At 67.8% G+C, this 22,011-nt stretch carries 22 protein-coding genes; 14 read left to right on the top strand and 8 right to left on the bottom strand.

Features of this window, described 5'->3' with window-relative positions; genetic code table 11:
- Positions 1-5: 5 nt before the first annotated feature.
- Positions 6-806, top strand: a complete 801-nt coding sequence (locus ACNQVK_RS22490; RefSeq protein WP_418031274.1) for an SDR family NAD(P)-dependent oxidoreductase — start codon at positions 6-8, stop codon at positions 804-806.
- A gap of 6 nt (positions 807-812) precedes the next feature.
- Here the strand turns inward: ACNQVK_RS22490 and ACNQVK_RS22485 are convergent, their stop codons facing one another.
- The 3 genes from ACNQVK_RS22485 to ACNQVK_RS22475 form a co-directional block, all read right to left on the bottom strand.
- The gene (locus ACNQVK_RS22485) at positions 813-1,880 is read right to left on the bottom strand and encodes a dihydrodipicolinate reductase (RefSeq protein WP_418031273.1); all 1,068 of its coding nucleotides are present in this window, start codon (positions 1,878-1,880) and stop codon (positions 813-815) included.
- Between the two features lie 10 nt (positions 1,881-1,890).
- Positions 1,891-4,380 carry a glycogen/starch/alpha-glucan phosphorylase gene (locus tag ACNQVK_RS22480; RefSeq protein ID WP_418031272.1) on the bottom strand — a complete coding sequence of 830 codons (2,490 nt, stop codon included), beginning with the start codon at positions 4,378-4,380 and terminating at the stop codon, positions 1,891-1,893.
- Positions 4,381-4,462: 82 nt separating this feature from the next.
- Complete coding sequence (locus ACNQVK_RS22475; RefSeq protein ID WP_418031271.1) at positions 4,463-4,960, bottom strand: DUF1990 domain-containing protein; 498 nt, start codon at positions 4,958-4,960, stop codon at positions 4,463-4,465.
- Positions 4,961-4,991: 31 nt separating this feature from the next.
- Between ACNQVK_RS22475 and ACNQVK_RS22470 the strand changes: the two genes are divergently transcribed.
- The 13 genes from ACNQVK_RS22470 (at position 4,992) to ACNQVK_RS22410 (ending at position 17,710) form a co-directional block, all read left to right on the top strand.
- The gene (locus ACNQVK_RS22470; RefSeq protein WP_211154095.1) at positions 4,992-5,624 is read left to right on the top strand and encodes a PaaI family thioesterase; all 633 of its coding nucleotides are present in this window, start codon (positions 4,992-4,994) and stop codon (positions 5,622-5,624) included.
- Entirely contained in the window at positions 5,621-6,052 is a 432-nt protein-coding gene (locus tag ACNQVK_RS22465; protein WP_418031270.1) for a TIGR02611 family protein, read from the top strand. Before ACNQVK_RS22470 ends, ACNQVK_RS22465 begins: the two co-directional genes overlap by 4 nt.
- A gap of 61 nt (positions 6,053-6,113) precedes the next feature.
- Positions 6,114-8,168, top strand: coding sequence for a threonine--tRNA ligase (thrS, locus tag ACNQVK_RS22460; protein ID WP_418031269.1), 2,055 nt, complete (start codon positions 6,114-6,116; stop codon positions 8,166-8,168).
- Positions 8,165-8,782 (top strand): HIT family protein, encoded by a 618-nt coding sequence (locus ACNQVK_RS22455; RefSeq protein WP_418031268.1) that lies wholly within the window; start codon positions 8,165-8,167, stop codon positions 8,780-8,782. Before thrS ends, ACNQVK_RS22455 begins: the two co-directional genes overlap by 4 nt.
- Positions 8,779-9,426: a phosphatidylinositol phosphate synthase gene (gene pgsA, locus ACNQVK_RS22450; RefSeq protein WP_044519450.1), complete on the top strand. Its 648-nt coding sequence runs from the start codon at positions 8,779-8,781 to the stop codon at positions 9,424-9,426. Before ACNQVK_RS22455 ends, pgsA begins: the two co-directional genes overlap by 4 nt.
- The gene (locus ACNQVK_RS22445) at positions 9,423-10,334 is read left to right on the top strand and encodes a phosphatidylinositol mannoside acyltransferase (protein ID WP_418031267.1); all 912 of its coding nucleotides are present in this window, start codon (positions 9,423-9,425) and stop codon (positions 10,332-10,334) included. The genes pgsA and ACNQVK_RS22445 overlap by 4 nt, the downstream gene beginning before the upstream one ends.
- 34 nt (positions 10,335-10,368) lie before the next feature.
- On the top strand, positions 10,369-11,493 hold the full coding sequence (locus tag ACNQVK_RS22440; RefSeq protein WP_418031266.1) for a glycosyltransferase family 4 protein: 1,125 nt from the start codon (positions 10,369-10,371) through the stop codon (positions 11,491-11,493).
- Between the two features lie 2 nt (positions 11,494-11,495).
- Positions 11,496-12,554, top strand: coding sequence for an NUDIX hydrolase (locus ACNQVK_RS22435; protein WP_418031265.1), 1,059 nt, complete (start codon positions 11,496-11,498; stop codon positions 12,552-12,554).
- A 64-nt stretch (positions 12,555-12,618) separates the two neighbouring features.
- Entirely contained in the window at positions 12,619-13,530 is a 912-nt protein-coding gene (gene pdxS, locus ACNQVK_RS22430; protein ID WP_418031264.1) for a pyridoxal 5'-phosphate synthase lyase subunit PdxS, read from the top strand.
- Positions 13,531-13,539: 9 nt separating this feature from the next.
- Entirely contained in the window at positions 13,540-14,388 is an 849-nt protein-coding gene (gene tesB / locus ACNQVK_RS22425; protein ID WP_418031263.1) for an acyl-CoA thioesterase II, read from the top strand.
- Entirely contained in the window at positions 14,385-14,963 is a 579-nt protein-coding gene (gene pdxT / locus ACNQVK_RS22420; protein ID WP_418031262.1) for a pyridoxal 5'-phosphate synthase glutaminase subunit PdxT, read from the top strand. Before tesB ends, pdxT begins: the two co-directional genes overlap by 4 nt.
- Positions 14,964-14,980: 17 nt before the next feature.
- Entirely contained in the window at positions 14,981-15,736 is a 756-nt protein-coding gene (locus ACNQVK_RS22415; RefSeq protein WP_418031261.1) for a hypothetical protein, read from the top strand.
- Positions 15,737-15,865: 129 nt separating this feature from the next.
- Entirely contained in the window at positions 15,866-17,710 is a 1,845-nt protein-coding gene (locus tag ACNQVK_RS22410) for an ArnT family glycosyltransferase (protein WP_418034262.1), read from the top strand.
- On the opposite strand, the gene ACNQVK_RS22405 is transcribed toward ACNQVK_RS22410, so the two are convergent.
- From ACNQVK_RS22405 to ACNQVK_RS22385, 5 genes are read right to left on the bottom strand one after another with little or no spacing between them, the layout of a single operon-like run.
- On the bottom strand, positions 17,700-18,563 hold the full coding sequence (locus tag ACNQVK_RS22405; protein ID WP_418031260.1) for an SDR family NAD(P)-dependent oxidoreductase: 864 nt from the start codon (positions 18,561-18,563) through the stop codon (positions 17,700-17,702). The two genes, ACNQVK_RS22410 and ACNQVK_RS22405, sit on opposite strands and share 11 nt — an antisense overlap.
- Entirely contained in the window at positions 18,560-19,450 is an 891-nt protein-coding gene (locus ACNQVK_RS22400; protein ID WP_418031259.1) for an NAD(P)-dependent oxidoreductase, read from the bottom strand. Before ACNQVK_RS22400 ends, ACNQVK_RS22405 begins: the two co-directional genes overlap by 4 nt.
- Positions 19,447-19,833 carry a carboxymuconolactone decarboxylase family protein gene (locus ACNQVK_RS22395; protein WP_418031258.1) on the bottom strand — a complete coding sequence of 129 codons (387 nt, stop codon included), beginning with the start codon at positions 19,831-19,833 and terminating at the stop codon, positions 19,447-19,449. The genes ACNQVK_RS22400 and ACNQVK_RS22395 overlap by 4 nt, the downstream gene beginning before the upstream one ends.
- A 45-nt stretch (positions 19,834-19,878) precedes the next feature.
- On the bottom strand, positions 19,879-21,297 hold the full coding sequence (locus ACNQVK_RS22390; RefSeq protein WP_418031256.1) for an aldehyde dehydrogenase family protein: 1,419 nt from the start codon (positions 21,295-21,297) through the stop codon (positions 19,879-19,881).
- Complete coding sequence (locus ACNQVK_RS22385) at positions 21,294-21,935, bottom strand: TetR/AcrR family transcriptional regulator (RefSeq protein WP_418031255.1); 642 nt, start codon at positions 21,933-21,935, stop codon at positions 21,294-21,296. The genes ACNQVK_RS22390 and ACNQVK_RS22385 overlap by 4 nt, the downstream gene beginning before the upstream one ends.
- Positions 21,936-22,011 lie beyond the last annotated feature (76 nt).

Here is a 22,011-nt window from a genome sequence, read left to right as displayed (position 1 = left end):
TACCCGTGGACACCCCGATCGCCGTCGTCACCGGAGCGAGCCGCGGCGCGGGCCGTGGCATCGCCGCGGCCCTGCTCGCCTCGGGTTGGCGGGTTTATGTCACCGGACGGACGGTGACCGATCCGGGGGAGGGCGGCATCGCCGTCCCGCTCGACCACTCCGACGACGCTGCCGTGGCCGCGCTGTTCGACCGCATCGGCGAGCAGGAGGGCCGGCTGGACCTTCTGGTCAACAATGCCGCGGCGGTCCACGACGACCTGGTCAACCCGAAACCCTTCTGGCAGAAACCGATCGAGCTGGCCGATGTCCTGGACGTGGGGTTGCGCTCGGCCTACGTGGCATCCTGGCATGCCGCGCCGCTGCTGCTCGCCGGTGAACGTGGCCTGATCGCGTTCACCTCTTCGCCCGGATCGGTCTGCTACATGCACGGTCCGGCCTACGGCGCGCAGAAGGCGGGGGTGGACAAATTGGCCGCGGACATGGCTGTCGACTTCGCCGATACCGGGGTGTCGACGGTGTCCATCTGGATGGGCATCCTGCTGACCGAGAAATTCAAGGCCGCGTTCGCCGGGCATCCCGACGCCCTCGCCAAGACCGCCGAGCATGCCGAGACCCCGGAGTTCACCGGGTATCTGATCGACGCGCTGTACCGGGATCCGGAGCTGGCGCTGCTGTCCGGCCACACCGTGATCGGTGCCGAACTGGCGACCCGCTACGGCATCACCGACGAAGGCGGACGGGTGCCGCCGTCGCACCGCGGCATGCTGGGTTCACCGCGGGAACCCAGCTCGGCCATCGTCAGGTAGCCGCGGTCACGCCCGGCGAAAACCGGTGTGGCTGCGGATCAGTGGCAGCGTCGCGAGCGTGGCGAACCCGGGTTCGGCCTCACACACCTCGGGCACCGCGTTGAGGATCTGCATCGCCGTGGCGACGTTGGCCGCCCGCACGTGCTCGGCCATCGTGGCCTCGCGGGTGAAGCTGGCCAGGCTGAAGAAGTGGGTCTGCATGGACGGATCACCCTCGATGGTCAGCGTCCAGCCGTGCTTGGGCCTCGGCCAGTGATCGGGGTACTCGTTGCCCACCGTCCACAGGGTCTCGATCTCGATGAGCGGTTCGCCGTCGCGCACCCCCACCCAGTTCCACCGCTGCCCGGCAGTGGTTCCCGCAGCCAGCAGGTGGTCGAAGATCTGATGGTCGTGGCGGGCGGCGACCGCCTCCACGGTCGAGGTCACCTCGTCGATGTCAGCGCCCAGCGCATCGGCCAGCAGCCACACCTGTTCGGTGAATATTTCGTTGTTGAACGCCAGAAACTCGGACGCGTCGACACGGATCTCGTCGGTGGGTCGGCCGAACGACATGTTGTCGAAGGTGATGTGCGTGCTGTCGTAGTCCGACCAGTCGGCGCGCTCCTGCAGGGTGATCTTGTCGATCCGCCGGCTCATCCCGGACAGCACCAACGGCAGGGCGCCCGACAGGTTTCCGGGGTTCAGACCGCTGCCGTGCACCGTGGTCCCGCCCGCGGCGCACGCCGCCAGCAGCCGCTCGCGGTCGGCCTCGGGCAGCCGGCGCGGGTGGAACAGGAACGCCGTCGTCACCACGTTCTTGCCGGAGGCCAGAAGCGCGCACACGTCATCCAGATTCGTGATCCGCGGCGTGTAGACGACGCATTCCGCGTCGAGATCCAGGATGGTCTGCACGTCGGTGGTGGCCCGTACGCCGATCGGCGCCCGGCCCAGTAGTTCACCGACGTCGGCCCCGTCCTTGGCGTCGGAGTACACCCGCACCCCAACCAGCTCAAGGTCGGGACGGTCGTCCAGGGCCGCCGCCAGTGTCTCGACCCCGACCGCTCCGGTACCCCACTGAATCACCCGATATGGCATTCCGCCGAGGCTAGTCAACCTGGACGTTGACCGGGCCCACATTCCAGATGTCGTCGCAGTACTCGGTGATCGCGCGGTCCGACGAGAACTTGCCGCTGCGGGCGGTGTTGAGGATCGACATCCGCGTCCACCCTTCGGGGTTCTGCCACGCCTCCGAAACCCTTTGCTGGCATTGCATATACGACGCGTAGTCGGCAAGCACCAGGAACGGATCGGTATAGCGCAGGGTGTCGACGATGGGCCGGAACACCTCGGTGTCGCCCCGGGAGAACCGGCCGGCCGAGATCAGGTCGAGCACAGCGGACAGTTCGGAGTCGGCTGCGATGTAGTCGGCCGGCCGGTACCCGCCGGCCTTGACCGCCTCGACCTCCGACTCGGTCAGGCCGAACAGGAAGAAGTTCTCGGGTCCCACCTCGTCGCGCATCTCGACGTTGGCTCCGTCGAGGGTGCCGATGGTCAAGGCACCGTTGAGCATGAACTTCATGTTCCCGGTGCCGGAAGCCTCCTTGCCCGCCGTGGAGACCTGTTCCGACAGGTCCGCCGCCGGATAGATGAACTCCGCGTTCTGCACGTTGAAGTCCGGCACGAACGCCACCTTGAGGAACCGGTTGACGTCGGGATCGGCGTTGACGGTCTCGCCGACGGCGTTGATCAGCTTGATGATTCGCTTGGCCATGAAATCGCCGGGCGCCGCCTTGCCGCCGAAGATGAACGCGCGCGGGGGAATGGTCAGCCCCGGGTCACTCTTGAGCCGGTGATAGAGCGCGATGATGTGCAGGACGTTGAGGTGCTGACGCTTGTACTCGTGAATGCGCTTGACCTGGACATCGAACATCCAGTCCGGATCTAGTTCGACGCCCGTGGTGGCGCGCACGAAACCGGCCAGCCGCACCTTGTTGGCGCGCTTGACCGCCCGCCAGCGGCCTCGGAACACCGCGTCGTCGGCGAACGGCTCCAGGTCGCGCAACCGGTTGAGGTCGGTCAGCCAGCCCTCACCCACGGTCTCGTCGAGCAGGCCTCGCAGCCCCGGGTTGGACAGCGCCACGAACCGGCGCGGGGTCACCCCGTTGGTCTTGTTGGAGAACCGCTGCGGCCACAGCTCGTAGAAGTCCTTGAGCACACTGGATTTGAGCAGCTCGGAGTGCAGCGCCGCGACCCCGTTGACGGCGTGGCTGCCCACGGTCGCCAGGTGCGCCATCCGCACGGTCTTGCCGCCTTCCTCGCCGATCAGCGACATCCGCCGGGCCCGGTCCTCGTCGCCGGGGAACTCTGCCCGGACCTCGTCGAGGAAGCGCCGGTTGATCTCGTAGATGATCTCCAGATGCCGGGGCAGGGATTCGGCGAACAACGCCAGCGGCCAGGTCTCCAGCGCCTCCGGCAGCAGGGTGTGGTTGGTGTAGCCGAAGGCCGCCACCGTGATCGCCCAGGCCTCGTCCCAGCCGAGCTGGCGCTCGTCGATGAGCAGGCGCATCAATTCGGCAACGCCGATCGAGGGGTGAGTGTCGTTGAGCTGCAACGCGAATTGCTCGGCCAGGGCCGTGACGGGCAGGCAGGCGAGGTCCTCCAGGATGTGCAGGATGTCCTGCAGCGAGCAGGACACGAAGAAGTACTGCTGCAGCAGTCGCAGCCGTTTGCCGGCTTCGGGTTCGTCGTTGGGGTAGAGCACCTTGGTCACCGTCTCGGAGGTGACCTCGTCCTCGACCGCGCGGTAGTAGTCCCCGGTGTTGAACGCGTCCAGGGCGAAGGATTCGACGGCTCGCGCGCTCCACAGCGTCAGCGTGTTGCAGGTGTTGACGCCGTAGCCCTGGATCGGGGTGTCGTAGGAGACGCCCTTGATCGTGCGTTGTGGCACCCACCGCACGCGGTAGACACCCGCCGCGTCCCGGTACGGCTCGGTGTGCCCGCCCCAGTTCACCCGGTAGTTCACGTCGGGTTTTGCGATCTCCCAAGGGTTCCCGTTCGCCAACCAGTTGTCGGTCTTCTCGACCTGCCAGCCGTCGCGGATCTCCTGGTCGAAGATCCCGAACTCGTAGCGGATGCCGTACCCGATCGCGGGCCGCTCCAGGGTGGCCAGCGAGTCGAGATAGCAGGCCGCCAGGCGGCCCAGGCCGCCGTTGCCCAGCCCGGGCTCCTGTTCGCAGGTCAGGACCTCGTCGAGGTCCTGACCGAGCGCGGCCAGCGCTTCGCGGGCGGCGGACTCGATCTGCAGGTTGAGCAGGTTGTTCCCGAGCTGCGGGCCCATCAGGAACTCGGCCGACAGGTAGCAGGTCACCTTGCGCGACAAGTCGAGAAAGGTCTGCGTGCTGGCGATCCACCGCTGTTGCATCCGGTCGCGGACGGCCAGCGACAGCGCGCGGTAGTAGTGCTCGGGGGTCAGTACTGTCGCCGGGCGGCCGATCGAATACCTCAGGTGATCGGTGATGGCGCGGCGCAGCGCGTCGGCCGACAACCCGGTGCGGCTGTGTTCATCAGTGGACGAGCTCAACGCGACGTCGGTCATCGCTGCAATCTCGCATTGCCAGGTGCACACCGACCCTGTTTCGGGCGTCCGGCAAATGAAGCGCGGACAGACCCCGGGCGCTTCAGATGCCGGTGAGATACCGGCGCGTGACCACTCTCTGCAGCAGCCGCGTCACCGGCCCGCCCAACCGGCTCCACCAGGTGGCGGGCCGGGAGAACGCGACCACCTCGGCGTGTACCTCATCCGTCGCCGGGTCGTAGCGCACCGAGAACAACTCCTCGCCCGATTCGGGATGCCCGGCCAGGGTGCCGTAGGCGAAGCCGCGGCGGTCGGCTTCGTCGAGCACATAGACCACGCGGCACGGTGCCGGAATGGGTCCGAGCCACACCATCAGCTCGGTGCCCGCCGTGGCGGCCTCGGTGGTGGCCTGCACCCGCAGACCGGCGCCCCGCTGCATGCCCCACCGCAGCACGTCGGCTCCCGCCTGTTCGAAGCGGTCGCGGCCGGTGCCGATCACCGCCGAGGCCCGGGTGTGGTGGTACCCGGCGGGCAACTCGCCGGCCGTGGCGCCCACCTCGGAATAGGTGAAGGAGCGCTGCTCCAGGTCGTGCAGTTTCACCTCACCACCATGGCACTAATACGGTGGCGGTGTGGCCCCAGAAATCGACACCGCCAGCGCGCACCCCGGCGGTGGGTTCAATCCGCCCGAACCCACCGATCGCGGCGGGCCCGATTACGGCCGTTTCATCGAAGCGGTGCGCACCCTGCAGGACCACGCGCGCGGTGCCGACGCCCCTGACGAGGTCATCACCGAGGCCGCGGATCTGATCGAAAAGGTGTCGGCGCTGCTGGCACCGTACGAGGCCGACGAGTGGAATTCACCGTCCGGCCGGCGAATGGACCTGCCCAACCGTGGCAACGTCAACAACGTGCCGGTGCATCTGGAACGGACCGCCGACGACCGGATCGCCGGGACCGCCCACTTCCGGCGGTTTCACCTCGGTCGCAACGGCGCGGTACACGGCGGCTCGCTGGCGCTTCTGTTCGATTCGCTGCTCGGCTACACAGCGGCCAAACTGACCGGCAGCATGTATCAGCGCACCGCGTACCTTCATGTCAACTACCGCAAGATCGCCCCGATCGACAAGGACTTACAGGTGCAGGCAGGCATCGACCGCATCGAGGGACGCAAGATCTTCGTCGAGGGACGCCTGCTCGACGGCGACGACGTGCTCGCCGACGCCGAGGCGTTGTTCGTCCGGCTCAAGCCGGGGCAGCCATGAGTCTGGCGACCAACCTTGCCGAGGTGAAGCAGCGCTGGACCAGTTGGCGGGAACGCCTTCGCTCGCGCCGGGCCGCCGATTTCACCTACCGGATCGTCGTCGGCGTCGTCGGCACGATCGTGCTGGCGGTCGGCATCGTGGCCATCCCGTACCCCGGTCCCGGCTGGGCGATCGTCTTCCTCGGGCTGGCGATCCTGGCCAGCGAATTCGACTTCGCCAAGCGGGCGCTGCGCTACGTCCGGGCCCGCTATGACGCCGTGATGGCCTGGTTCGACCGCCAGCACATCGCGGTCAAAGGGGTCAGTGCGGCGTTCACCGGACTGGTGGTGGTCGGCACGCTGTGGCTGTTCGGAGTGATCGGGTGGAGCGCCGGACTGGTCGGGCTGGAGCAACAGTGGCTCAAGAGCCCTATCGGGCTGGGGTCCTGATCAGGCCCACCGATAGCATGACAGCGTTCGCATTAGTCCTCGCATGGTAGGAGACTCCCCGATGAGCGCCGCCCCCAGCCCAGCCCCCGCTGCCCCGATCCGGGTCGCGGCCGGGACTACCGCCGGCGCGGCGGTGCGCGAGGCGGATCTGCCCAGTCGCGGAACCCCCGACGCGATCGTCGTGGTGCGCGACGCCGACGGGCGTCTTCGCGATCTGTCCTGGACCCCGGACACCGATGTCGAGGTGACGCCGGTGGCCGCCAACACCGACGACGGCCGCAGCGTGATCCGGCACTCGTGCGCCCACGTGCTGGCACAGGCCGTGCAGGACATGTTCCCGCAGGCCAAGCTGGGTATCGGGCCACCGATCACCGACGGCTTCTACTACGACTTCGACGTTGCCGAGCCGTTCACCCCGGAGGACCTGCAAAAGCTCGAAAAGCGGATGCAGAAGATCGTCAAGGACGGTCAGCTGTTCTCCCGGCGCGTCTACGAATCCAAGGATCAGGCGCGCGAGGAACTGGCCGGTGAGCCCTACAAGCTCGAGCTGGTCGACGACAAGTCCGGCGATCCGGACGTGATGGAGGTCGGTGGCGACGAGCTCACCGCCTACGACAACCTCAACGCCCGCACCAAGGAGCGGGTCTGGGGTGACCTGTGCCGCGGCCCGCACATCCCGACCACCAAGTACATCCCGGCGTTCAAGCTGACCCGCAGCAGCGCCGCCTACTGGCGCGGTGACCAGAACAACGCCAGCCTGCAGCGCGTCTACGGCACGGCCTGGGAATCGCAAGAGGCCCTCGACAAGCACCTCGAGCTCATCGAAGAGGCGCAGCGTCGCGACCACCGCAAGCTCGGCGTCGAGCTGGACCTCTTCAGCTTCCCGGACGAGCTCGGCTCGGGCCTGCCGGTGTTCCACCCCAAGGGCGGCGTCATCCGCAAGGAACTCGAGGACTACTCGCGGCGCAAGCATTCCGAGGCCGGCTACGAGTTCGTCAACACCCCGCACATCACCAAGGAACACCTCTACATCACCTCGGGCCACCTGGAGTGGTACGCCGACGGCATGTACCCGCCGATGCACATCGACGCCGAGTACAACGAGGACGGCACGGTGCGCAAGCCCGGGCAGGACTACTACCTCAAGCCGATGAACTGCCCCATGCACCACCTGATCTACCGGGCGCGGGGCCGCTCCTACCGCGAACTCCCGTTGCGGCTCTTCGAATTCGGCTCGGTGTACCGCTACGAGAAGTCCGGCGTGGTGCACGGGCTGACCCGCGTGCGCGGCATGACCCAGGACGACGCGCACATCTACACCACGCGTGAGCAGATGCGCGACGAGCTGACCTCGCTGCTGCAGTTCGTGCTCGACCTGCTCTCCGATTACGGCCTGGACGACTACTACCTGGAGCTGTCCACCAAGGATCCCGACAAGTACGTGGGCTCCGACGAGATGTGGGACGAGGCCACCGAGACCCTGCGGTCGGTCGCCGAAGCCTCGGGCCTGGACCTGGTGCCGGACCCGGGCGGCGCGGCGTTCTACGGACCCAAGATCTCCGTCCAGGTCAAGGACGCGCTGGGCCGCAACTGGCAGATGTCGACGATCCAGCTCGACTTCAACATGCCCGACCGCTTCGAGCTGGAGTACACCTCCCAGGATGGATCGCGTCGACGGCCCGTTTTGATCCACCGCGCCCTGTTCGGCTCGATCGAACGGTTCTTCGGAGTGCTCACCGAGCACTACGCGGGCGCGTTCCCGGCCTGGCTGGCACCGGTCCAGGTGGTCGGTATCCCGGTCGCCGACGCCCACCTGGACTACCTGTACGACGTTGCCGCGCAACTGAAGTCCCGCGGCGTGCGGGTCGAGGTCGACGGCAGCGACGACCGGATGGCGAAGAAGATCGTCAACCACACCAACCTGAAGGTGCCGTTCATGCTGCTGGCGGGGGACAAGGACATCGAGGCCGGTGCCATTTCCTTCCGGTTCGGTGACCGCACCCAGATCAACGGCGTGCCCGTCGACGAGGCCGTCGAGGCGATCGTGAAGTGGATCGCCGAGCGCAACAACGCGGTGCCGACGGCGGATCTGGTCAAGGTGGGCACCGGCGAATGACGGGGGATGAGCGGTCCATCATCGACCACGGCGGCGGAGACGCCATCATCGACCACGGCGGCGGAGACGCCATCATCGACCGTGGCGTGGGCGAGCCGGACCATCTGCAGCGGTTGTGGACGCCGCACCGGATGAGCTACATCGTCGATGCGGTCAAGAGCGACAACAAGATCGGCTCGGCCGGTTCGTCGCAGCCGTTCACCGACATCCCCGAGATGTCCGACGAGGACGGGCTCATGGTGGCCCGCGGCGAACTCGTGTACGCCGTGCTCAACCTCTACCCGTACAACCCGGGCCATCTCATGGTCGTGCCCTACCGCCGGGTGTCCGAGCTGGAGGACCTGACCGAAGCCGAGAGCGCTGAGCTGATGGCGTTCACACAGAAGGCGATCCGCGTCATCAAGGCCGTCTCGCGCCCGCACGGGTTCAACGTCGGCCTGAACCTCGGCACCTCGGCCGGCGGATCGCTGGCCGAGCACCTGCACATGCACGTGGTGCCGCGCTGGGGTGGCGACGCGAACTTCATCACGATCATCGGCGGCGCCAAGGTCATTCCGCAGCTGCTGAGCGAGACCCGGGAGCTGCTGGCCACGGAATGGGCCCGCCAGCCGTGAGCAACCTCTTCCTGATGAGCAGGGCGGCCTACGCCAAGCTGTCGCGGCCGGTGGCCAAGGCGGCGTTGCGCGCGGGCCTGACTCCCGACATCGTCACCATCGTCGGCACCGCCGGGACCGTCACCGCCGCGTTGACCCTCTTCCCGATGGGTCAGCTGTGGTGGGGCGCGTTCGCCGTGTTCGTCTTCGTGCTCGCCGACATGCTCGACGGGGCGATGGCCCGGGAACGTGGCGGCGGTACCCGGTTCGGTGCCGTGCTGGACGCGGCGTGTGACCGCATCGCCGACGGCGCCATCTTCGCCGGCCTGCTGTGGTGGGCGGCGTTCGGCCTGGACAACCCGACGCTGGTGGTGGCGCTCCTCATCTGCCTGGTCACCTCCCAGGTCATCTCGTACATCAAGGCCCGTGCCGAGGCCAGCGGGTTACGCGGCGACGGCGGCATCATCGAGCGCCCCGAGCGCCTGGTGATCGTGCTGGTCGGCGCGGGGCTCTCGGGTGTGCCGTTCCTGCACGTCCCGTGGCTGCTGCACGTCGCGGCATGGCTGCTGGCGGTGGCCAGCGTCATCACCGTGGCACAGCGGATACACGCGGTGCGCACCTCGCCGGGCGCCATGGACCTGCTGCAACCCCCGGGAGCCTCGTGAACATTCCGCTGTCGGGACAGGTGACCGATCTGGGTTACGCGGCAGGCTGGCAGCTGGTCCGGGCGATGCCGGAGCTGGTGGCGCGCAACCTGTTCGATGCGGGTGCCTTCTATGCCTCCCGCGGCGGTGGGCCAGAGCAGTTGCGCAAGAACCTGGCCCGGGTGATCGGGGTGCCGCCGGCCGAGGTGCCGGACGACCTGATGCGTGCTTCACTGGCCTCGTACGCCCGGTACTGGCGGGAGGCGTTCCGGTTGCCGTCGATGGATCTGACTGCTGTGGCCAAGCGTCTCGACGAGGTGTTCGTCGGCGCGGACAAACTGCGGGCCGCTCGCGAGGCGGGCCGCGGCGCGGTGCTGGCGCTGCCGCACAGCGGCAACTGGGACATGGCCGGGGTGTGGCTGGCCCAGCAGTTCGGCACCTTCGCCACCGTCGCCGAACGGCTCAAACCCGAATCGCTGTACCGGCGCTTCATCGACTACCGGGAGAGCCTGGGATTCGAGGTGTTCCCGCTGTCCGGCGGAGAACGTCCTCCGTTCGAGGTGCTCTCGGAACGGTTGCGGGACAACAAGTTCGTCTGCCTGATGGCCGATCGGGACCTCACCCGCAACGGTGTGGAGGTCGACTTCTTCGGCGAACCCACCCGGATGCCCGCCGGCCCGGCCAAGCTGGCGATCGAAACCGGGGCCCCGCTGCATCCGACGCACGTCCACTATGACGGGGAGGATTGCGTGGTCGAGATCTTCGACGCGCTCGACACCTCGTCGGGCGACGTGTCCGTGGTGATCCAGCAATTGGCCGACCGGTTCGCCGCGAACATCGCCGCCCACCCGGCTGACTGGCACATGCTGCAGCCGCAGTGGCTGGCCGACCTGTCCGCCGAACGTCGCGCCCGGTTAGGTACCACCTGATGAGCGCTTGCGCGAAGAGGCGACGGAGCTAGCCATGCGTATCGGGATGGTCTGCCCGTACTCGTTCGATGTGCCGGGCGGTGTGCAATCCCATGTGCTGCAACTGGCCGAGGTGATGCGCGCGGCCGGGCACCATGTCAGCGTCCTGGCACCGTCGTCGCCGCATGTGAAGCTGCCGGACTATGTGGTGTCGGGCGGCAAGGCCGTCCCGATTCCGTACAACGGCTCGGTGGCCCGCCTGCGGTTCGGCCCGGCCACCCACCGCAAGGTGAAGAAGTGGATCGCCGAGGGCGACTTCGATGTGCTGCACCTCCACGAGCCCAATGCGCCCAGCCTGTCCATGCTGGCGCTGCAGGCCGCCGAGGGGCCGATCGTGGCGACGTTTCACACCTCGACGACAAAGTCGTTGACGCTCAGCGTGTTCCAGGGGATCCTGCGCCCGTTCCACGAGAAGATCGTCGGCCGCATCGCGGTGTCGGACCTGGCCCGGCGCTGGCAGATGGAGGCGCTCGGCTCGGATGCCGTCGAGATCCCCAACGGTGTCGACGTACCGTCGTTCGCGAATGCGCCTCGGCTGGAAGGGTATCCGCGGCCTGGCCGCACCGTGCTGTTCCTGGGGCGGTTCGATGAACCCCGAAAGGGTATGGCGGTACTGCTGGGTGCGCTCCCGAAGCTGGCACGGCGGTTCGGTGACATCGAGATCCTGATCGTGGGTCGCGGGGACGAGGACGCGCTGCGGGAGGAGGCCGGCGAGCTCGCCGGGCATCTCCGTTTCCTGGGCCAGGTCGACGACGACGCCAAGGCCGCGGCCATGCGCAGCGCCGATGTCTACTGCGCACCCAACCTCGGCGGCGAGAGCTTCGGCATCGTGCTGGTCGAGGCGATGGCGGCCCGAACGGCCGTGGTGGCCAGTGAATTGGACGCGTTCAGCCGCGTTCTCGATCAGGGGCAGGCCGGCCGGCTGGTTCCGGTCGGCGATGCCGACGCCTTGGCTGACGCGCTGATCGAGGTGCTCGATGACGACGCGCTGCGCGAGCGGTATATCGAGGCGGCCACCGAGCGGGTCGCCCGCTACGACTGGTCGGTGGTGGCCGGCCAGATCATGCGGGTGTACGAGACCGTGGCCGGCGCCGGGATCAAAGTTCAGGTGGGTGACTAGACGTGCCTACCTGGTTGGTGATCACCGCACTGGCCCTCCTGGTGGTCCTCCTGCTCATCGGCGGATGGGCCTACCAGACCGCCAACCGGCTCGACCGGCTCCACGTGCGCTACGACCTGTCCTGGCAGGCGCTTGACGGTGCACTGGCCCGCCGGGCCGTCGTCGCCCGTGCCGTCGCGGTCGACGCCTACGCGGGTGCTCCGCAGGGCAAACGCCTGGCGGCGCTGGCCGACGTCGCCGAGCGAGCTCCCCGTCCGGCGCGTGAAGCCGCCGAAAACGACCTGTCGGGCGCACTGGCGATCGTCGACCCGGCCGGGCTGCCGGTGCCGCTGGTCGCCGAACTCGCCGATGCCGAAGCCCGGGTGCTGCTGGCCCGGCGCTTCCACAACGACGCCGTCCGCGACACCCTGGCCCTGCGGGAACGTCGCTTTGTGCGGCTGCTGCGACTGGGCGGAACCGCGGCACTGCCAACCTATTTCGAGATCGTCGAACGGCCGGATTCGCAAGCCGAGGTCAACCCGGTGAGCCGCCGGACCTCGGCACGTGTGGTGCTGCTCGACGAGACCGGCGCGGTGTTGCTGCTGCGCGGCTCCGACCCCGCGATCGACGACCCGGAGCGGCCCGCGCCACGGTGGTGGTTCACCGTCGGGGGCGCGGTCCAGCCCGGTGAGGATCTGGCGACCGCAGCGGCGCGCGAGCTCGTCGAGGAGACCGGGTTGCGGGCGGCACCCGCCGACCTCGTCGGGCCGGTGTGGCGGCGCGATGCCGTCATCGACTTCAACGCCTCGGTGATCCGCAGCGAGGAGTACTTCTTCATCCACCGCACCGCCCGGTTCGAGCCGTCGGCGACGGGTCGCACGACCCTGGAACGGCACTACATTCACGGGCACCGATGGTGCGATGCGAGAATGATCGCCGAGTTGGTTGCCGGCGGGGAGGCCGTGTATCCGCTTCAACTGGGTGAGCTGCTGGCTCAGGCCAACGAACTGGCCGAACAGCCTGCAGCGACGCTGGCGAATACGCAGGGATCTGCGAATCGCGAGCTTCAAGCCATCCGGTGATGCGGATTTAATGGATTTGGCGGCTCCACTAGACTGAATCAGTAGGACTTTGGAGGAGATTGCAGTGGATACCGCGGCGCAGAACGGCTCTAGCAACCAGACCGGCACCGCGCGCGTGAAGCGCGGGATGGCTGAGATGCTCAAGGGCGGCGTGATCATGGATGTCGTCACCCCGGAACAGGCGAAGATCGCCGAGGCCGCGGGTGCCGTTGCTGTCATGGCACTGGAGCGGGTCCCCGCAGACATCCGCGCCCAGGGCGGGGTGTCGCGCATGAGTGATCCCGACATGATCGAGGGCATCATCTCCGCGGTCACCATCCCGGTCATGGCCAAGGCGCGCATCGGGCATTTCGTCGAGGCACAGATCCTGCAGAGCCTGGGTGTGGATTACATCGACGAGTCCGAGGTGCTCACCCCGGCCGACTACACCAACCACATCGACAAGTGGCGCTTCACCGTGCCGTTCGTGTGCGGTGCCACCAACCTCGGCGAGGCCCTGCGCCGGATCACCGAAGGCGCGGCGATGATCCGCTCCAAGGGTGAGGCCGGCACCGGCGACGTCTCCAACGCCACCACCCACATGCGCAAGATCGGCGGCGAGATCCGTCGGCTCACCTCGCTGAGCGAGGACGAGCTGTACGTGGCGGCCAAGGAGCTGCAGGCGCCCTACGACCTGGTGGCCGAGGTGGCCCGGGCCGGCAAGCTGCCCGTCACGCTGTTCACCGCGGGCGGCATCGCCACCCCGGCGGATGCGGCGATGATGATGCAGCTCGGCGCCGAGGGCGTGTTCGTGGGTTCGGGCATCTTCAAGTCGGGCAACCCGGCGGAGCGCGCCGCGGCGATCGTGAAGGCCACCACGTTCTACGACGATCCCGACGTGTTGGCCAAGGTGTCGCGCGGTCTGGGTGAGGCCATGGTCGGTATCAACGTCGAGGAGATCGCCCAGCCGCACCGGCTCGCCGAGCGCGGCTGGTAAACACCTCCTATGGCGATTGAAGAGATCCTCGATCTGGAGCAGCTCGAGGTCAACATCTATCGCGGTGGGGTGTTCAGCCCGGAGTCGGGTTTCCTGCAGCGGACCTTCGGCGGCCACGTCGCCGGTCAGTCCCTCGTGTCGGCGGTTCGGACGGTGGAGCCGACCTTCCAGGTGCACTCCCTGCACGGCTACTTCCTCCGTCCGGGCGATGCCCGGGCACCGTCGGTGTACATCGTCGAGCGCATCCGCGACGGTGGCTCGTTCTGCACCCGCCGGGTGAGCGCGATCCAGCACGGCGAGACGATCTTCACGATGTCGGCGTCATTCCAGACCGACCAGACCGGCATCGAACATCAGGACGTGATGCCCGAGGCCCCCGGGCCCGACGACCTGCCCGGGTTCCGGTCCGGGGGAGCCTTCGACGATGCCGGGTTCGCCCAGTTCGCCGAGTGGGACGTCCGGATCGTGCCTCGGGACCTGGTGGCGCGGATTCCCGGCAAGGCCTCTCAGCAGCAGGTGTGGTTCCGCCACCGCGACCCGCTGCCCGACGATCACGTGCTGCACATCTGCGCGCTGGCCTACATGAGCGATCTGACCCTGCTGGGCTCGGCCCAGGTCAACCATCTCGATGTGCGCAAGCAACTGATGGTGGCGTCGCTGGACCACGCCATGTGGTTCATGCGGCCATTCCGGGCCGACGAGTGGCTGCTCTACGACCAGTCCTCGCCATCGGCGTGCGGCGGGCGGTCGCTGACCCAGGGCAAGATCTTCAACCGCTACGGCGAGATGGTGGCCGCGGTGATGCAAGAGGGACTGACCCGCTTCAAGCGCGACCTCGCACCGCGAGAGGGCACGTGAGCCCCCGCGTCGGGGTGCTCGCGCTGCAGGGCGACACTCGCGAGCACCTGGCTGCGCTGCGTGAGGCAGGCGCCGAGGCGGGCACGGTGCGGCGGCTTTCCGAGCTCGACGCGGTCGACGCCCTGGTGATCCCCGGTGGGGAATCCACCGCGATGAGCCACCTGCTGCGCGAATTCGAACTGCTCGAACCGCTGCGGGCGCGCATCGCCGCGGGTTTGCCCTGTTACGGCTCGTGCGCCGGCATGATCCTGCTGGCCACCGAGATCAAGGACGCCGGCGTGCCGCGGGCCGCGGTGCCGTTGAAGGGCATCGATATGACAGTGCGGCGCAACGCCTTTGGTCGTCAGGTCGATTCCTTCGAAGGGGACATCGACTTCGAGGGGCTCGACACCCCGGTACATGCGGTCTTCATCCGGGCACCGTGGGTCGAGCGGGTCGGTGCCGACGTCAAGGTGCTGGCACGCGCGGCCGACCATATCGTCGCGGTGCGTCAGGGTTCCATGCTGGCCACGTCGTTTCACCCCGAGATGACCGGGGACCGGCGTATTCACAAGCTGTTCGTCGACTCGCTCTGAGTCGATAGGATCCGGCGGTGAACTGGCTGGGCGCCTGGTGGCAACACGACGTGGTCGACGGCTACAAAGGGCCGCTGCTGCTGAGTTTCGTGGCTTTTGTGGTGACGTTCCTGACCACCCGAACGATCACGCGGCTGATCCGTGACGGCAGAGGGCCGTTCCACAACGTCAGTGCGGGCGGTGTGCACATGCACCACTCGACACCCGGCATCATCCTGCTGATCGGGGGTGCCTTCACCGCCGTGGGTTGCCCGCCGTTGTCGGGCTGGGCCTATCTGGCAGCGCTCCTCGTGGGTGTCGGAGCCTCACTGGTGCTCGACGAGTTCGCGATGATCTTCCGGCTGCAGGACGTGTACTGGAGCCAGGAGGGCCAACTGTCGGTCAACATCGTCACGCTGGCCGGGGCTTGCGTCGGCCTGGCCGCCGCCGGGGTGTCTCCCATCCACACCGACGATCTTCCCGCCGGGGTGGCGGCCCTGCGCTACACGGCCGTGGTGGCTCTGCTGCTGCACTTCCTGGTGGTCGCGGTGGTCGCGCTCAAGGGCAAGTACCCGACCGCGTTGATCGGCCTGTTCGTGTCGCCCGTGGCCTGGGTGGCCGCGGTGCGGCTGGCCAGGCCGACCTCGCCGTGGGCGCGCCGGCGGTACGGCCCGAAGCGGCTGGAGCACGCCCGCCGGCGGGCCGCCGAGTTCGACGAGCGGTGGGCACCGGTGCGGCGGCATTGGGACGACCTGGTCGGCGGCACCCCGACGGCGCCCGACCCGGGTCAGTAGTTCTCGAACGCCCCCGTACGCAGGAACTACCCGGCTGGCACTCAGCTCGGTCAAATCTGGGCACGCCTTAATTGTGTGGTGACATCGACTCTTGACCAACCGTCGGCGGCGGACCCGGATCTGGCACCGATGGAGGCCGCCCAGCCGGTGCGATGGGATTTCTCCCGGGCCGAACGCCTGGCGCTGCCCGCCCTGCTGACAGTCACCGCCCTGGTCTACCTGTGGAACATCACCGTGAACGGCATGGGCAACCAGTTCTACGCGGCCTCGGCCTGGGCCGGTTCGCTCAACTGGGAGGCGCTGCTGTTCGGATCGCTGGACCCGGCCAACTTCATCACCGTGGACAAGCCGCCGGTGTCGCAGTGGGTGATGGGCCTGTCCGGTCAGCTGTTCGGGTTCAGCAGCGCCAGCATGCTCATCCCCGAAGCGTTGATGGCCGTCGGTTCGGTCGCGCTGCTCTACGGTGCGGTCCGCCGCATCAGCGGGCCCCGTGCCGCGCTGCTGGCCGGCGCCGCGCTGGCCCTCATGCCGGTGGCCGCGCTGATGTTCCGGTTCAACAATCCCGACGCGGTCATGGTGTTGCTGATGACGGCCGCCGCCTACTGCGCGGTGCGCGCCCTGGAGCGCAATGGCGCCCGTTGGATGGCTCTGGCCGGCGTCGCGCTCGGGTTCGCCTTCCTGGCCAAGATGCTCGAGGGACTGATGGTGATGCCGGCCATCGGGCTGGTCTACCTGATCGCCGCGCCGGTCCCGGTGCGCCGGCGCCTGCTGCACCTGGCCGGCTCGCTCGGGGCGTTTCTCGTCTCGGCCGGATGGTTCGTGGTGCTCACCCTGGTGTGGCCCGCCTCGTCGCGGCCGTACCTCGCCGGGTCAACCGACAACAACTTCATGAACCTGGTGCTCGGCTACAACGGATTCGGTCGGGTTCTCGGCCACAACCACTACGGCACGCACGTCGACGTCGATCCGGTGGCCCCTGCAACACCGCACCACGGCGGCTGGGGCGATCAGGTCCAGGGCCTGCCGCGGCTGTTCACCGGCGAGTTCGGTTTCGAGATCGGTTGGCTGGTGCCCTCGGCACTGCTGGCGGTGGTCCTGGTACTGATCTCGCGTGGCCGGGCACCGCGCACCGACATCGTGCGGGCCGGGACCATCCTGTTCGGCACCTGGCTGGTGATCGACGGTCTGGTGCTGAGTTTCATGAAGACCAACGTGCATCCGTACTACTGCATGTCGCTGGCACCGGCCGTGGCGGCGATGTTCGCCATCGGCCTCCACGAGATGTGGCGCCGACGCGACGACCGTCTGGGTCAGATCGGCTTGGCAACAATGCTTCTGGGTACCGCGGCGTGGAGTTTCTGGATCCTGGCCCGTAATGCGGCGTGGCTGCCGCCGCTGCGGTGGTCGATCCTGGCGGTGACGGTCGCGGCCACCGTCGCGCTGCTCTGGGCGTTGCGGTCGGGCACCCGCGGAATGGCGGCCGCCGCACTGGCGGTGGCGATCATCGGCGGACTGGCCGGATCCACCGCCTACACCGTGGCCACCCTGGGCCAGTCGCACACCGGGGGCGGTCCGAGCGTGGGACCCGCCGATCCCGACGACGATCACGGGCACGGATGGAACTCCGACAATCCCGAGGTGAACGCGATGCTGCGGGGAACCGACACCGAATGGTCAGCGGCCATCAACCGGTCCGGCGCCGCGTCCGGTCTCGAATTATCCACCGACACAGCGGTAATGGCGATCGGCGGCTTCACCGGAAGCGATCCGGCCCCGACGCTGGAGCAATTCCAGACCTACGTCGCCGACCGGAAGATCACCTACTACATCCTGCCCGATTCCAAGAACGACCACGGCGGCTTCTTCGGCAACAACTCCCACACCGACATCTCCGACTGGGTGAAGGCGAACTTCGCCTCGACCAAGGCGGGTTCGGACACGGTCTACGACCTGCGCGCGCCGCTCAGGAAATAGCCGCGGCGCACAGCGATTCCGAAATCTCCCAGAGCTTCTCGGCCCGGTCCGGATTCGTCGCATAGGGCTCGGCGTCGGTGCACACCGCGCAGTCCGCCAGGTACAGTCCGCCCTTGCCGTCGAGGTCGGTGCTGACCGCCGCCCACACCTGGGTGGCCGCACCCTGCTCGGGGGTCAACACCTCGATGGCTCGGGAGCGCGCCCGACCGCTGACGGTCGCCACATCCTCGCGGGACATGTGCCGGGCCAGATTGGTGGCCACCATGCCCGGATGTACGGCGAACGCGCGGATGCCCCGGTCGCGCAACCGCCGGTCGAGTGCGACGGTGTGCAGGATGTTGGCGGTCTTGGCCGCGCCGTATGCGGCGAACTTGTCATAGGCGCGGTGCTGCCAGTTGGGATCGTCCAGATCGATGTCACCGAGACGGTGCCCCTCCGAGGACAGGTTGACGATGCGGGTGCCCGCGATGAACTGTCTCCGCAGCAGGATGGTCAGCGTAAAATGGCCCAGATGGTTTGTCCCGAACTGTGTTTCGAATCCGTCCTGAGTGCGGCCGAACGGGGTGAACATCACCCCGGCGTTGTTCATCAGCACATCGATGACCGGGGCGGCATCGGCGATCTGCGCTGCCGCGGCCCGAACGCTCGCCAGCGAGGCGAGGTCGACCACGACGGTGGACAGCCGCGCTCCGGGCTGATCCGCCTGAATCGCGTCGCGGGCCTGCCCGACCGCGCCGGAGTTGCGCGCCGCCAGGACCACGTGCGCACCCGCCGCCGCCAGGGCCCGGGCGGACTCCCGGCCCAGTCCCGATGAGGCTCCGGTGATCACACACGTCTTGCCGCGCATGCTCATCGGTGTCCGCCCTCGACGATCACGCCCGCGGTTCTCTCCATCGGCTTGATGACGGAGGTGAAGTCGGATTCGGGGCCTTCGGCGCGCAGCGTCTGCTCCCAGATTCGTTGTACCGTCTCGGCCACCTCCACCGGCAGGCCCAGGGTCGTGGCTTCCTGCAGGTAGAGCCGGACGTCCTTGGCCATCAGGCCGGTCGCGAACCCGTAGTCGAACGTGCGGGGGAGTACCGCACGCGGGAACTTGTCCCGGCTGGCGTGAGTGCCGCCGGATCCGGCATTGAGCACGTCGATCATCACGTCTGCGCTGAGCCCGGCCTTGACGCCCATGACCATCACCTCGGCGGTCGCGGCCAGGGTGGTGGCGGCCATCAAGTTGTTGATCAGCTTCATGGTCTGCGCCGCGCCGGGTTGTTCGGAGACGAAGATCGCCCGGCCGAGCACCTCGAAAATCGGGGCGAGCGAATCGAATTCAGAGCGCGGTCCGGACACCATGATGGCCAGGGTGCCGGCCTGGGCGCCGTGCATTCCACCGCTGACCGGGCTGTCCAGCGCGGCGATACCCTGCGCGTCGAGAGCCGCGTGGTTGCGTTGTGCTGCTTGACCTCCCACTGTCGACAGGTCGACGAAACGCCGGACCCGGGAACCGGCCGCGACGTCGACCACCACGGACTCGCAGATCTGCGGGGTGGGCAGACTGGCCAGTATCGTCTCGGTGCGGTCGGCCACATCGCGCACCGAGTCGGCCCGCATGGCGCCCAGCGCAGCCGCCTTGGCCAGGACATCCTCGCGGACATCGAAGGCCACCATCGGAAATCCCGCCGTCAGCAGCCGATCCATCATCGGCCACCCCATGTTGCCCAGGCCGACGAAACCGATCTGGGAGTTCACGAACGCTCCTCGTCGAGGTCGGCGAACACGGCGCGGGCCAGCCGGAAGCTGTCGACCGCGGCCGGGATGCCCGCGTAGATGCCCACCTGAAGGAAGATCTCGCAGATCTCTTCGCGGGTGACGCCGTTGGTCAGGGCGCCGCGGATGTGGGTGCTCAGCTCGTTCGGCCGGTTCAGCACCGCGATCATCGCCAGGTTCAGCATGCTGCGGGTCTTCAGTTCCAGGCCTTCACGACCCCACACCGCGCCCCAGCAGTATTCGGTCACCAGGTCCTGCAGCGGCTTGGAGAACGCGTCGACGTTCCCGGCCGCCTTGCGGACGTACTCCTCACCGAGGACCGCTGTCCGGATCGCCATTCCCTTGTCGTACGTGTCTTGATCCATGGCGCCTCTTTCAGTAGTTCCTGCGGATCGAACGATTCGGATGGCTCACAGGGCCACCACGACGGTCTTGGTTGCCGTCACGGCATCAAGTGCCTCATAACCCTTCTCGCGGCCGTACCCGGACTTCTTGAATCCGCCGAACGGCAGCTCGACGCCGCCACCGGCGCCGTAGGTGTTGACGTAGACCTGACCGGCGATCACGTCGGCGGCCAGGCGGTGCGCCCGGGACAGGTCCCGTGTCCAAAGGGCCGCCAGCAGGGCATAGTCCGTCCCGTTGGCCAGCGCGACCGCTTCCTGCTCGTCGTGAAAGCTGTTGACGGTCAGTACCGGACCGAAGATCTCCTGCTGGGCGATCGCTGAGGCCGGGTCGACGGCATCGATCAGAGTGGGGGCGAAGTACGTGCCGTCGCCGAGTTCGTCATTGTCGGGTGTACTTCCACCGCACAGGATCTCACCGGTGGTGTTGCCCGACACCAGATCGGTCACCCGTTGCTGCTGCTTGCGGGAGATCAGCGGGCCCAGATCGCGGTCGGCGATCCCGGGTCCGATGCTGACCTGGCGGAACCGGTCGAGCACCAGATCCAGTAGTTCGTCGTGGACGGCTGCGTCGACGAGCAATCGTGATCCGGCCGAGCAGGTCTGGCCGGCATTCTGCAGGATCGCCTTGGTGATGAAGTCGGCCGCGCGGGGCAGGTCGGCGTCGGCGAAGACGATCTGCGGGGATTTGCCGCCCAACTCCAGCACGACCGGAACCACGCGGTCGGCGGCCGCGTGGGCGATCTCCGAGCCGATCCGGGTGGATCCCACGAACCCGATGGCGTCCACCCCCGGATGCGCGGCCAGCGCGGCGCCGGCCTCGGCGCCGATACCGGTCACCACGTTGACGACCCCGGCCGGCAATCCCGCGTCGACCGCCAGCCGGGCGAATTCCACTGCGGTGCGGGGGGTTTCGTCGGCGGGTTTGAGTGTCACGGTGTTGCCCGCGGCGATCGCCGGCGCCACCGCCCGGGAGAGCAGCTGCATGGGATAGTTCCACGCGATGATGTGCCCCGTGACGCCCAGCGGCTCCCGCCGGGTGTAGACGTGCAAGTCCTCGCTCAGCGGAATGCTCTGGCCGTAATAGCAGTCGATGGCGTGGGCGTAGAACCGGAAATACCGTGCGGCCACGATGATGTCGGCGCGGGCCTGGCTCAACGGCTTGCCGGTGTCCTCACACTCCAGCAGCGCCAGTCTTTCCCGATGACCGTCGATCGCTTCGGCGATCGCGGTGAGTGCGTCGGATCGCTGAGCGGGAGCCGTTTTGCGCCATCCCGGGAATGCCTGCCGTGCGGCGGTGACTGCCCGGTCGATCTCGTCGGCGCCACCGCGTGCCACCGCGCCGATGGACCGGCCCGTGGCGGGATCGACGTTGTCGTACTGCTGGGGAGACGGCACCGACACACCGTCGATGAACGATTCGGTCATCGCGGGCGTACCCCGTCGAGGAACAGTCTTACGTAGGCGCGCATGCGTTTGTCTAGGTCGTCGGGGTCCCAGTTGACGCCCCAGAGTGCGCCGGTGGCGGGGCCGCCGACGGCCATGCTCAGGAACGCGCTCCCGACCAGGGTAGGATCGTCGATCTCGATGATCCCGGCCTCGGCGTGGCGGGTGAGAACCTCGCTGATGAACGTCAGCGCGGGCAGGGTGCCCTGTTCGTAGACGAGCCGGAACAGCTGGGGAAAGCGGTTGCCCTCGGCGTTGAGGATGCGCTGCAGCGCGATACCGGCGGGGCTCGTGATGCCGGCCAACCGGATCTGGGCGATGGCCAGCAGGGTCTCCTCCAGATCGTCGGTCTCGGCCGCGCGCAACGTCTCGATCGGGGCCAGCCACCGGTCCACGGCACGTTGCACCGAAGCTTCGAACAGCGCCGCCTTGTCGGGGTAGAGGCCGTAGATGGTGCGCTTGGCCATACCGGCGGCCGCCGCGATGCCCTCGACGGTGGAACGTTCGAATCCGTTCTCCAGGAACACTTCCAGGGCGCAGTCGAGCAGTTCCCGGTGCCGTTGCTCGGCTTGCTCCCGGGTTGGCCGGCCGGCGCGCGGCCTTGACGAACTCTGGGGCATGAGCGCATATTAGCAGTAATGAAACGCGCTAGGTGCTATTAATCGCGAGATCTCCCATTCATGTCAGGAGTCATCC

The organism is Mycobacterium sp. 134 (assembly GCF_048282715.1).
GTDB lineage: Bacteria > Actinomycetota > Actinomycetes > Mycobacteriales > Mycobacteriaceae > Mycobacterium > Mycobacterium septicum.
The sequence above is the reverse complement of the archived record's forward strand: the minus strand, read 5'-3'. Positions and strand labels throughout refer to the sequence as shown.

Bases quoted from the DNA above. Each gene is read 5' to 3' on its own strand.
- ACNQVK_RS22440 (WP_418031266.1), top strand. From the start codon at position 10,369: ATGCGTATCGGGATGGTCTGCCCGTACTCGTTCGATGTGCCGGGCGGT.
- ACNQVK_RS22455 (WP_418031268.1), top strand. From the start codon at position 8,165: ATGACGGGGGATGAGCGGTCCATCATCGACCACGGCGGCGGAGACGCC.
- ACNQVK_RS22385 (WP_418031255.1), bottom strand. From the start codon at position 21,935: ATGCCCCAGAGTTCGTCAAGGCCGCGCGCCGGCCGGCCAACCCGGGAG.
- ACNQVK_RS22410 (WP_418034262.1), top strand. From the start codon at position 15,866: ATGGAGGCCGCCCAGCCGGTGCGATGGGATTTCTCCCGGGCCGAACGC.
- thrS (WP_418031269.1), top strand. From the start codon at position 6,114: ATGAGCGCCGCCCCCAGCCCAGCCCCCGCTGCCCCGATCCGGGTCGCG.
- ACNQVK_RS22390 (WP_418031256.1), bottom strand. From the start codon at position 21,297: ATGACCGAATCGTTCATCGACGGTGTGTCGGTGCCGTCTCCCCAGCAG.
- ACNQVK_RS22405 (WP_418031260.1), bottom strand. From the start codon at position 18,563: ATGAGCATGCGCGGCAAGACGTGTGTGATCACCGGAGCCTCATCGGGA.
- ACNQVK_RS22465 (WP_418031270.1), top strand. From the start codon at position 5,621: ATGAGTCTGGCGACCAACCTTGCCGAGGTGAAGCAGCGCTGGACCAGT.
- ACNQVK_RS22480 (WP_418031272.1), bottom strand. From the start codon at position 4,380: ATGACCGACGTCGCGTTGAGCTCGTCCACTGATGAACACAGCCGCACC.
- ACNQVK_RS22395 (WP_418031258.1), bottom strand. From the start codon at position 19,833: ATGGATCAAGACACGTACGACAAGGGAATGGCGATCCGGACAGCGGTC.
- tesB (WP_418031263.1), top strand. From the start codon at position 13,540: ATGGCGATTGAAGAGATCCTCGATCTGGAGCAGCTCGAGGTCAACATC.
- ACNQVK_RS22485 (WP_418031273.1), bottom strand. From the start codon at position 1,880: ATGCCATATCGGGTGATTCAGTGGGGTACCGGAGCGGTCGGGGTCGAG.